The sequence below is a fragment of the Noviherbaspirillum sp. genome (genome assembly GCF_035254685.1).
Classification (GTDB): domain Bacteria; phylum Pseudomonadota; class Gammaproteobacteria; order Burkholderiales; family Burkholderiaceae_D; genus Noviherbaspirillum.
In genome coordinates this window covers 69,133-80,057 of record NZ_DATFAI010000020.1, presented here as the reverse complement: position 1 = coordinate 80,057, position 10,925 = coordinate 69,133, and the positions used below count along the sequence as shown (strand labels likewise).

General features: G+C 59.7%; 9 protein-coding genes. All 9 read right to left on the bottom strand.

Features of this window, described 5'->3' with window-relative positions; genetic code table 11:
• Positions 1-150: 150 nt before the first annotated feature.
• Entirely contained in the window at positions 151-1,536 is a 1,386-nt protein-coding gene (locus VJ698_RS06350) for a NarK family nitrate/nitrite MFS transporter (RefSeq protein WP_324101877.1), read from the bottom strand.
• 33 nt (positions 1,537-1,569) lie between these two features.
• Entirely contained in the window at positions 1,570-2,748 is a 1,179-nt protein-coding gene (locus tag VJ698_RS06345; RefSeq protein WP_414691128.1) for an MFS transporter, read from the bottom strand.
• A gap of 554 nt (positions 2,749-3,302) precedes the next feature.
• Entirely contained in the window at positions 3,303-4,322 is a 1,020-nt protein-coding gene (locus VJ698_RS06340) for an FAD:protein FMN transferase (RefSeq protein WP_324101875.1), read from the bottom strand.
• A 74-nt stretch (positions 4,323-4,396) separates the two neighbouring features.
• The gene (locus tag VJ698_RS06335; RefSeq protein ID WP_324101874.1) at positions 4,397-4,903 is read right to left on the bottom strand and encodes a c-type cytochrome; all 507 of its coding nucleotides are present in this window, start codon (positions 4,901-4,903) and stop codon (positions 4,397-4,399) included.
• A 107-nt stretch (positions 4,904-5,010) separates the two neighbouring features.
• Complete coding sequence (locus tag VJ698_RS06330) at positions 5,011-5,547, bottom strand: nitrous oxide reductase accessory protein NosL (RefSeq protein ID WP_414691127.1); 537 nt, start codon at positions 5,545-5,547, stop codon at positions 5,011-5,013.
• Between the two features lie 14 nt (positions 5,548-5,561).
• Complete coding sequence (locus VJ698_RS06325; RefSeq protein ID WP_324101873.1) at positions 5,562-6,386, bottom strand: ABC transporter permease; 825 nt, start codon at positions 6,384-6,386, stop codon at positions 5,562-5,564.
• The gene (locus tag VJ698_RS06320) at positions 6,370-7,299 is read right to left on the bottom strand and encodes an ABC transporter ATP-binding protein (RefSeq protein ID WP_324101872.1); all 930 of its coding nucleotides are present in this window, start codon (positions 7,297-7,299) and stop codon (positions 6,370-6,372) included. The genes VJ698_RS06325 and VJ698_RS06320 overlap by 17 nt, the downstream gene beginning before the upstream one ends.
• Positions 7,280-8,551 carry a nitrous oxide reductase family maturation protein NosD gene (locus VJ698_RS06315; RefSeq protein WP_414691126.1) on the bottom strand — a complete coding sequence of 424 codons (1,272 nt, stop codon included), beginning with the start codon at positions 8,549-8,551 and terminating at the stop codon, positions 7,280-7,282. The genes VJ698_RS06320 and VJ698_RS06315 overlap by 20 nt, the downstream gene beginning before the upstream one ends.
• A gap of 43 nt (positions 8,552-8,594) precedes the next feature.
• Positions 8,595-10,814 (bottom strand): 4Fe-4S binding protein, encoded by a 2,220-nt coding sequence (locus tag VJ698_RS06310; RefSeq protein ID WP_324101871.1) that lies wholly within the window; start codon positions 10,812-10,814, stop codon positions 8,595-8,597.
• Between the last annotated feature and the right edge of the window lie 111 nt (positions 10,815-10,925).

Genomic DNA, 10,925 nt, shown 5'->3' with positions numbered 1-10,925 from the left:
AGAAGTCTACGGAGATGTATCACGACTTGATATTCTCAAGAAGTTGAGCGATTGCATGCGTAGTGACTAGCCGGGCTACTACTTAAGAACTAGGCGAAATTGAAACTGCTTGCGAAACGGGCTCCGCTATCGGAGCCCGTCTGTCGGGGATCAGCAGGGCATTTCAGCGCCCTTGCGCGAGTAGAACCACCAGGTGATGGCGATGCAGGTGACATAAAAGCCAATGAAGCACCACAGCGCGGCTTCCGGTCCGCCGGTCAGCGAGATCGAAGTGCCATAGCTCTTCGGGATGAAGAAGGCGCCATACGCCGCCACTGCGGAGGTGAAGCCAAGCACGGCAGCCGCTTCCTTGTTGCCGCTGGCGATCGCCTGCGCCTCCGCAGCCGGGCCCTTGCCGGCCGCTGCGCGCTGGTGCTCGGTGAGGAAGATCACCGGGATCATGCGGAAGGTCGAGGCATTGCCCACGCCCGTGCCGGCGAACAGCAGCATGAACATCCAGAAGAAGCCGATGAAGCTGCCCGTGCCGCCGCCATTCGGCAGGAAGGCGATGACGCCGACCACGGCGAACGCCATGACGATGAAGGTCCAGAAGGTGACGATCGCACCACCGAGCTTGTCCGAGATCCAGCCGCCTGCCACGCGCGCCAGCGCGCCGACGAGCGGACCGAGGAAGGCATACTGCAGCGGATTGACATTCGGGAATTGCGATTTGATCAACAGCGGGAAACCGGCCGAATAGCCGATGAAGGAACCAAAGGTGCCGAGGTAAAGCCAGCACATCAGCCAGTTGTGCTTGCGCTTGAAGATCACCGCCTGCTCGGCAAAGGAAGCATTGGCCGAGGCCAGGTCATTCATGCCGAACCAGGCGGCGACGGTCGTCACCGCGATAAACGGCACCCAGACGAAGCCGGCATTTTGCAGCCACAGTTCCTTGGTAATGCCGCCGGTGTTCAGCAACTGCGGATCACCGCCAAGGCCGCCGAAGACACCCGCCGTAATCACCAGCGGCACGACGAACTGCACCACCGACACCCCAAGATTGCCGAGGCCGGCGTTCATGCCGAGCGCATAGCCCTTCTGCGACTTCGGGAAGAAGAAGCTGATGTTGGCCATCGAGGACGCGAAGTTGCCGCCGCCGAAGCCGCACAGCAAGGCCAGGATCAGCATGGTCGGATAGCTGGTGTTGATGTCCTGCACCGCGTAGCCGATGCCGACCGCCGGGATCATCAGCGAGGCGGTCGAGATCGTGGTCCACTTGCGGCCGCCGAAGATCGGCACCATGAAGGAATAGAAAATGCGCAAGGTCGCGCCGGACAGGCCGGGCAGCGCGGCTAGCCAGAACAGCTGGTTGGTGCTGTACTTGAACCCGATGTTCGGCAGGTTCACCACCACCACGCTCCACACCATCCACACTGCGAACGCCAGCAGCAACGCCGGGATCGAAATCCACAGGTTGCGGTTGGCTGTCGCCTTCCCCTTGCTGAGCCAGAAGGAAGGCGTTTCCGGCTCCCAGTGGCTGATCAGATATCTGCTCACATTGTTCTCCTATTGATAATCGATTGCATTCGGTCAGGCAGCCTTCGCCAGCGGCATGGCCATGTCAGGCGCGCTGCGCCGCGGCTTGTACGAGTAGTGCATCCACACCAGGGACACGCACACGGTGCCGTACATCAGCATGAAAGAGCTGGAACGGATGCCGGTCAGGTCGACCAGTGCGCCGAACATGATCGGCAGGACGAAACCACCGAGCCCGCCAGCCAGGCCGACCACGCCGGACACCGCGCCGATGTTGTGCGAGAAGTCGTCGGAAATGAACTTAAAGACGGAAGCCTTGCCAATCGCCATGGCCACACCGACGATGAACAGCAGCACCGTGAACATCACGGGCGACAAGGCGATGTTCATTGCCATCGGGCCGTTGATGGTCTTCACGGTCATGCTCGTCTGCGGATAGGACAGCAGGAAGAAGGCGACCCAGCACACCCACATCACCCACCAAGTGACCTTCTGGGCGCCGTGCTTGTCAGAGATCCAGCCGCCGACTGCACGCAGCACACCGCCCGGCAGCGAGAAGCAGGCGGCCAGCAGCGCGGCCAGCTTCATGTCGAAACCGTATTCCGAGACGTAGTATTTCGTCATCCACAGCGCCAGCGCGACATAGCCGCCGAACACCACGGAGTAGTACTGGCAATAGCGCCAGACGCGCGGATCCTTCAGCACGTGCAGTTGTTCGGCAAAGGACACATTGGAGGACACCACGTGAGACTTGTCGCTGTACGAGAAGAACCAGAACAGCAGCGCGGTCACCAGCATCGCGCCCGCATAAACTTTCGGCACCATGGTCCAGCCGAATGCAGCGATGATGGGAGGAGCGACGAATTTCGTGAGTGCTGAACCAGAGTTGCCGGCGCCGAAGATGCCCATGGCGAGGCCGCGGCGCTCATTCGAGAACCAGCGAGCGACGTACGGCGTGCCCACCGAGAAGGATCCGCCGGCAATGCCGACGAACAGGCCGAGCAGCAGGAAATGCCAGTACTGCGTCGCCATGCTGATCAGGTAGATCGGAATCACTGTCGACAGCATGAGCACGAACAGCACGATGCGGCCGCCGAACCTGTCGGTCCAGATGCCAAGCGGCACGCGGACCAGTGAACCGGTCAGCACCGGCGTCGCCGCCAGCAGACCGAACTGAGTTTCATTGAGGCCGAGCTTGGCCTTGATCGGGATGCCGAGCACCGCGAACATCATCCAGATCGCAAAGCAGACGGTAAAGGCAAATGTGCTGCTCGCGAGGACGGAAATCTGCTTCCTGTTATTGTTGGTTGAATCGACCACGACACACCTCCTTGGACGAATGATCAGATGCAACAAGATTACGTCTGACGCGCCGACGACACTATTGGTCGGAGGGGTACTCGCGCGAGGCAAGCGAGCTAGGGTGGTAGAGCCAAGGGATTAGGGCGCGGCCGGGTGGGATAGGCCGAAAGTAGTAGATGGGGTGCGGTGGGTGGGCTTTGGATCCACGGACTATTCAGGTCGTGGGTTCCTTTTCTGCTTATACGGAGAGCGCTGAACTACTTCCGTAGGTGCGCAACGGAAAAACCATTTGTCCACGGAAAACACGAAAAACACGAAAGGGTTCCTGGCTCAGTACGAGCTGCCGAGGTCGGTTTTTTGACAGGTGAAATAGAAGCTGCTGTCAGAGACTGGCCCGAGTGGTTGCGCCAAGAGGCTTTCCCTTTCGTGTTTTCCGTGTTTTCCGTGGACAAAGAGGTTTTTGTGGATTCCCCGCGACTACTATCTCACTCTTTCGCAGCAAGGCGCTGTTCCATCGCCGGCGTTACTTCGACGTTGTGGTTCGCGTCGATCAGCATGACTGCCTTGAGACCGAGATGATCCGCGACTTCTTTCCAGTGCGCGGGGCCCGCTACGAACATGGGTTTGGAATTGCCGTCGGAGCGCAGGCCGACGTCCTTGCCGCCTGAGATGAGGATGGTCACCGATGCCACCACGTCGGTCGTCTCGCCGGTGCGCGGATCGATGATATGCGGATGGCGCTTGCCGTCCTTCATGAAATAACGTTCGTAGTCGCCGCTGGTGCCGATCGCTTCATTATCGTGCAGGGCGACGCTGGCGATCATGCCCTCCGAGCGCGGATCGCGGATACCGACACGCCAGGGCCGGTCGCCCGGCTGGCCGATGGCGATGATGTTGCCGCCGACGTTCACCAGCGCCGCCTTCACATGCGCATCACGCAGGATGCGCGCCGCGCGATCGAGCGCATAGCCTTTCGCATAGCCACCAAGGTCGATCATGACCGCCTTGTTCTTGCTCGAGATACGGGTGCCGTCAAAGACCAGGTCACGCATGCGCGGGTTGGCGTCGACCCAATGCTTGATCTCCGCGCGGCTCGGCCCGTGTTCGGTGATGTCGCTGCTCTGGAATCCCCACAGCCGTATCAGGTGGCCGATGGCGGGGTTGAAAAGATTGTCCGACTGCTCCGCAAGCACGGTGGCGGATTTCAGCAGATCGACCATTTCCTCGTCTGCCTGGAAGGTTTCACCGCGCGCGATCGCGTCATTGAGCGCAGTCAGCTGACTGGGCTGCCACGCGTGGAATTTGTGATGAAGCCGGTCGAATTCCTTCAGGACCGCGTTGCCCAGTTCCTGCGCACGCTCTTCGGAATTGCCGTAGATACTGATCTGGACCTGGGTGCCGAATACGTGGCCCTGCGTGCGAAAAACCTCGTCGTTCCTGCTGCAGCCTTCCAGCAATGAAAGAAGCAGCAACAACACAAACGCCCACACACCAAGCTTACGCATCACCGTAAATCCAGTACTTCAAGACCTGCCAAAAACGCCGGCACTGCATCGTGCATGTGCCGGCGCATGCTTGATCAGCTTGCCTTGCTGACCATGTAGTCGATTGCCGCCTTCACTTCGTCGTCCTTCAGCGCTGCATTGCCGCCGCGCGGAGGCATCATCTTGAAGCCGTTCAGCGCGTGGTTGTACAGCGTGTCCTTGCCTTGCGCAATGCGCGGCTGCCATGCGGCCTTGTCGCCGAACTTCGGTGCGCCGAGCACGCCTGCGCCGTGGCAGGAAACGCAAGTGGTGTTGTAGACTTTTTCGCCCATGGCGAGATCGCCACCGCCTGCAGCTGCGCTGGCGGATGCGGCGCCGGAAGCAGCCGGAGCGGATGCTGCGGGAGCAGCTTCAGCCGGTGCGGATGCGGCCGGTGCGGATGCGGCCGGAGCCGGCGTTTCAGCGGCCGGTGCCGATGCTGCCGGAGCGGATGCAGCAGGCGGCGTTTGTTCAGCAGGTGCCGGAGCCGGTGCTTCTTCCTTCTTGCCGCAAGCTGCCAGCATTGCAACCATCAGGAACGGTAGAATTTTCGATGCTTTCATGTTTCCTCTTTCCTATTATTAACAACAAAAAAAACCCTCTTGGAGAGCGCGTATCCTCCCTGGCGCAGTACGGCGACATGCCGGACTGCGTAATACATTTCCATCAGCTAATGCGACATGCCGTCGTCGTGTGCAGCGCTGCTGCTGCCCATACTGACCATGTCGGTCGTGATCTGTTCAAAACGCAAAACCTTGCCGCCTTCCTTCTGTGCAAAGGCTGTTGCGTCCTGCTCATTGGAGAAGGAGCCGAAAGTCGGCCCCATCGATCCGTGCTTCTTGCTGCCAACCACGTAGACAGCCGTTTTTGCGTCGATCCAGTTGCCTTGCGGATGATCCCAGTCGGTCTTGCCCATGTCCTGCACATAGATCGCGGCAACCGCGCGCTTTTGTTCCGGCGTGAGCACTACGCCGAACAACTCCATCAGATCGCAGAAGAAATCCGGCTGACCTTCGGTGTAATGAATCTGGGCCTTCGGACCAGCATAGTCCTTGAGGATCATGCCGTCCAGTGAGCAGGCAGTGTCATCCTTCGGTTCCAGCGCGGCGACCTTGTGCTCGCTCTGGCTGCATGCGCCCAGCGCTGCAACCAGCAAGCCCCCGACTATCCAGCGGGACGACACGGCGCGCCAGCTTTTCCTGTTGATGCTCAAATCCAAATTCACTTGAATCTCCAGTGCGCAATGATGAAAGGTGTCACGATCCACGCAAGCATGATGCCGACAAGAACCGATGGATTGGTCAGATTGTCCGGCATCACCGTCGCCAGTCCGTACATGTTCTGCACCTGCTCCGAGCTGAAGATGTTCAGCAGGCGGAAGACGTCCGCGGGATTGAGCATCAGCAATGCGCCGAACAGGCCGCTGCCGAGATTTCCCTGGCTCAGCACCAGCCCGCCCATCAACAGCAGATCGAAAATCAGTACGAAGAAGAACCAGAGCCCGATGGCCACGCCGCTTGCGCGTATGCGATCAAGCGAGAGAACCGACACCAGCAGCGACAGGCTCAGGAAAGCCATGCCCATCAAAATTGCGCTACACACAAAACCGACGTAATGATACACGTCTCGCATACCGAGTTGGGATGACAGCAGCAATACCCCTGCCCCGAACCCGAGTATTGTCGAGCTCGCGAGTGCCGCCGACAGCCCGGCGAACTTCCCGAGCAGGATTTCGAAGCGCGTGATCGGCATGGCCAGCAGCAGCTCCAGCGAACCGCGCTCCTTTTCGCCCACGATCGCGTCGTAACCAAGAATCAGCGCGATCAGTGGAACAAGGTAAATCACCAGGCTCACGAGGCTCGCGATGGTGACATCGATGCCGCGAAAACCGACAGCGCCCTGCTGCGCCGAACCGAAGTACGCAATCGCGAGCGCGAACAGCGAAAAGATCACCGCAACGGCCAGTACCCAGCGATTGCGGATGCGATCGCGAAACTCCTTGCTCGCGATGACGCGCACCTGCGCCCAATCAACGCTGCTTGACATGCAAACCTCCATAACCGAGAAACAGGTCTTCCAGCGACGGCTCATGGATAGCGATGTCATGCACCGTATCCGCCAGCGCCGAAAGAATATTGAGGACAGCGACCTTCTGTCCCGGCAGGCAGGATACCCGCACGCAATCCTGGTCGATCTTCAGTTCGAGCCCGGCGAGCTGCTGCAGCGCCGCCTGCACGCGCGTCTCGTGCCCGGAGCGCAGCTGGATCTGGATCACCGAAGGCAGCACCAGTTGCGCGCGCAATTCCGGCAGCGTGCCCTGCGCGGCGATGCGGCCAGAGTTCAGGATGACGAGACGGTCGACCCGTTCCTGGATCTCGGCCAGGATGTGCGAGGTGATGATGATCGTGCAACCCTGTGCCTTCACGTCATGCAGCACCTGGTAAAAATCGTGGATGCCTTCGGGATCGAGGCCGTTCGTCGGCTCATCGAGGAAGATCAGGTCGGGCGAACCCAGCAGCACCTGCGCAAAACCGAGCCGCTGCCGCATGCCCTTGGAATAGCCGCGCACGCGGCGCTTCGCGGCTTCCTTCAGTCCGACGCGCTCCAGCACTCCCTCGCATTCGCGCCGCGGCACCTTCTTCAGGTCCGCAAAAAGATGCAGCACTTCCAGACCGCTGAGGTTGTCGTAGGTGACGAAGTTTTCAGGGAGGTAGCCGATACGGCGCCGCACCTCGCGGAAATCGCGTCCACCGATCAAGGCGCCATTGACGCGGATCTCGCCGGTACTGGCAGGGATCAGGCCGAGCATCATCTTGAACAGCGTGCTCTTGCCTGCGCCGTTGTGCCCGATCAGGCCGAACATCTCCCCTCTTCCGACGGACAGACTGACGCCGTCGACCGCATGGACGTCGCCGAACCACTTGCTGACGTTCTGAACTTCAATGGGATTGCTTGCCATTCCATTTGCTCCAATCCGGATTCCACGGGTGCATGCGCGGATGCTTGTCGACGATGCTGGGCGCGCGCAGCACCGGGAACTGACGCGCCACAAAACGCAGCGTCTGTATCGACGGGCTGCTCAGTATCAGCTTGAGCAGCGGGTACTGCCAGTTGAGGCGGTCCACCACGTCGTTGGCTTCATAGGCGACATCGCCCGTGCCGTCGCCGTTCTGGTCCCACCCGCTGTAGTTGCTCCAGTAATTGCCTTTGCTCCGGCCCCACTCGGTATCCGCCGTTGCTACAAATTTCACCTGTTCCTGGTTGTCGATGAAATCGTTACCGTCGACCGCATTATTCTTTGCGCCCGCCGCCAGGTGGATTCCGGTGTGGTTCCCAATCACCAGGTTGCCCTTGACTGAATTGAACTCGGCATCGTAGATGAAGAAACCCCGGTCATTGCCTGCCACGACATTGTTTTCGATGACGGAATCCTGGATGGTGCGCAGCATGATGCCGTGATCGGCATTGCCCCAGGCGACGTTGTTGCGAACGATGAGGTTTTTCACCTCCATCAGCGCCAGTCCGCCGCGATTGAGATACGACTGGTTGTTTTCCCAGACGCTGTTGTTGGTGTTCATGTAGTGCGTGCCGTAGCGCACATGATGAATGATGTTGCCGCGAAAGGTGGCGTGCCGCGACCAGTCGACATAAATGCCGTCGCGCGTGTAGCTGATCTTGTTATCAATGACCTGAGAGCGGTCGGTGTTATAGACCTCGATGCCGTTGCCGCGGTTCACCGACATGAGATCCCGACGTCCCGTAATGACATTCCGCAGGAGGCGTGAATCGGCCGAATGTTCCAGCCAGATGCCAAACAGATTGTAGACGACCTCGCAGTCCTGCACTGTGGCACGGTCGGCGCCGGGCTGGATGTAGATGCCCGCGTTCTGCTTGTCCTGATCGATGCCACTGTCGCGCACGATCATGCCCTGGATCGTCACGTCGGTGCCCGTGACGCGGATGACGTCGTCGTGGAACTGCCCGCTGATGGTAGGCCGGTTGATGCCTTGCAGCGTCAACCGTTTGTCGATCACGAGGTTTTCGTTATACGTGCCGCGTTCGACCTGTACCGTATCGCCGGGCTGCGCGGCGCGCACCGCGGCGGCGATCGACTGTCCTGGCTTGACCTGCAGGACTGCGCTCCAGGCAGCACAGCCCGTTACCAGCAGCACTCCGGCGATGAGCGTCTTGCCTATTCGTACCCGTGACAACGCTAACACCGGACTGCTTCCTTACACTCGGCTTTCATGATGCTTATCCAGCCTTCCTCTTGATTTCGGTGGCTTTTTCCGACAGATTGCGCCGCACGCTCTCCAGCGGAATGAAATAGCCCTTGCCGTCGATCGGCGTGAGCGGCAAGCCTTCGCGCTCGCGCGACTTGCGCTCCTTGACCAGCGGTGGGCAAGCATGGTCGTCGTAGTACATCACCATGCAATCGAGGCAGGCCAGGCATTCGCGCTGGTCGATCTTGCCTTGCGCATCGATCGCATGCGAACCGCAGCCGGCCGCACAGGCGTGGCAGGTCTCGCATTCCTTCTTGCGCTTGAGGCCGAACAGACGCAAGGTGCTCGGAATCGCCAGGCCGGCGCCCATCGGGCAGATGTATTTGCAGTAGGGACGCTCGCTGAAGATCGAAATGCCGAGGATCACCATGACAAAGGTCACGAACGGCCATGAACGGTTCCACACGCCGACCAGGAAGGTCGTCTTGAAGGGTTCGATCTCGGCGAGCGTCTCGGCCAGTTCCATCGAGTAGAACGAGACGAAGAGCAGGACAACGAATACCACGTACTTTACCCACTTCAGCTTGTCATGCAGCTTCTTCGGCAACAGTCCCTGGAAGCGCTTCAGGCCGATCAGCTGGCCGAGCTTGAAGGCCAGGTGCTGCAGAGAACCAAACGGACACATCCATCCGCAGAACAGGCCGCGCCCCCAGATGAACACGGTCGCAATCATGAACCACCAGAAGATGAAGATGAACGGATCCGACAGGAACAGCTCCCACTTCCAGTGATGAATGACCGAGTGGAACCAGGTCATGATCTGCGTCACGCTGGGCTGCGCCTTGAGATACAGGCCAACGTAACCGACCGCGACGATCCACAGCAGGTGGCGCGGAATCGAGATCCACGGCTTGTGCTTGCGGTTGGACATGCGGACGAGCTTGTCGCGCGCTGCATACATCCCGGCTGTGACCGCCAGGAACAGCACGAAGAATGCAATCTCGACCTTCTTCGCGATCCACATTTTCTTCCAGGCCGCCACCGGGCGCTCGACCTTGGGGCGGCCGCCTTCCAGGTAACGTGCGGGCAGCCAGTACTCCTGGTCGAAATGCTCGAAGGTCTTGACGCGGGTCTGCTGATCCATCTTGTTGGCAAGGAAGGTCAGCTGCCAGGGCCATCCCGGGTTGAAGTTCGCGGAACGGATGATGAATATGCCCGACTCCTTGTACCCGGGCGCGTCGGACGGCTCAAGGTGGTACAGGTTCTGATAATCGGTATCGCGGAAGGTGAAGGTGCCGGTATCCTGACGCACCTGGATGCGGTCATAGATACCACCGCGCACGAAGCCCGAGCCCTTGAACGACACCTGTCCGTTCGCGATGACGAAGATCGCATGCTCGTCTTCCTTCAGGTCGCTCATGAGCCGCTGGTAACCATGCTCGCCGAGCAGGCTGATACCGAGCGTCGGCGTGTTCAGGTAACCGAAATACAGGTCCATGTAAGGCCGGGAGCTGTCACCCGTACCCACATCGGCGGCTTCGATGACGAGGTGCTGGACGCTGCCTTCTTTCTCCAGCGCCTTCCAGTCGAGTTTTTCGCGGAGCGGCGTGAAATGCGCGCGCGGCTTCGGCTTGTACTTGAAGATGCCGACCTGCTTGCCGATTTCATAAGCGCTCTGCGCGATGACCTGGTTCTCGGCGATGGCGGTCACTGTCGCGCCGCTGATAGCGTCCAGCCCGACCGCGCCTCGTTCGGCCTGGTCCTGACCATGGCCGATCTCCAGCTTGGCCGCGGCCGACTTGCCGATATATTGCGCGATGAACTTGGTCAGCACCGACTCTGGAATACCGGCCAGGAGAATCGGTTCGGAGTGCTTGAGGATGCGCACACCGACCAGGATTCCCTTGGTGTCCATGCCGATCAGCGTGATGACCGGCTTTCCGGAATAGGCGGGAATGTCCACCACGTCGGTGGACAGGAATACGTAACCGACCAGTTGCTTGCCCGCCTCGTCCGCATACGCCTCAACATAGCTCGGCATGCCTTTTCGAACGGAGAACTTCTGCGCCGACGGCATAACATCGCGGCACGGCGCATAGGCACAGAGGTCGGGGCTGGTATTGAGTTCGGGAGGGAGAACGGTGTCGTACATCGAGGCCTGCGAATGCGGCGCAAACAGCAATCCGCAAAGCGCGACCCACAGCACGAGGAACAGGTGCAACGGGGACTGGCGGTGAATTGTCGGTTTCATATATATCTTCTTGAGTATTTGCTGAAATACTCATGCCGGCAGGCGAATGAGCCTATTTTACGAAACTTGACGCAATGACGGCGGTGCCGGCAAAAAAAACCACCATCAAAA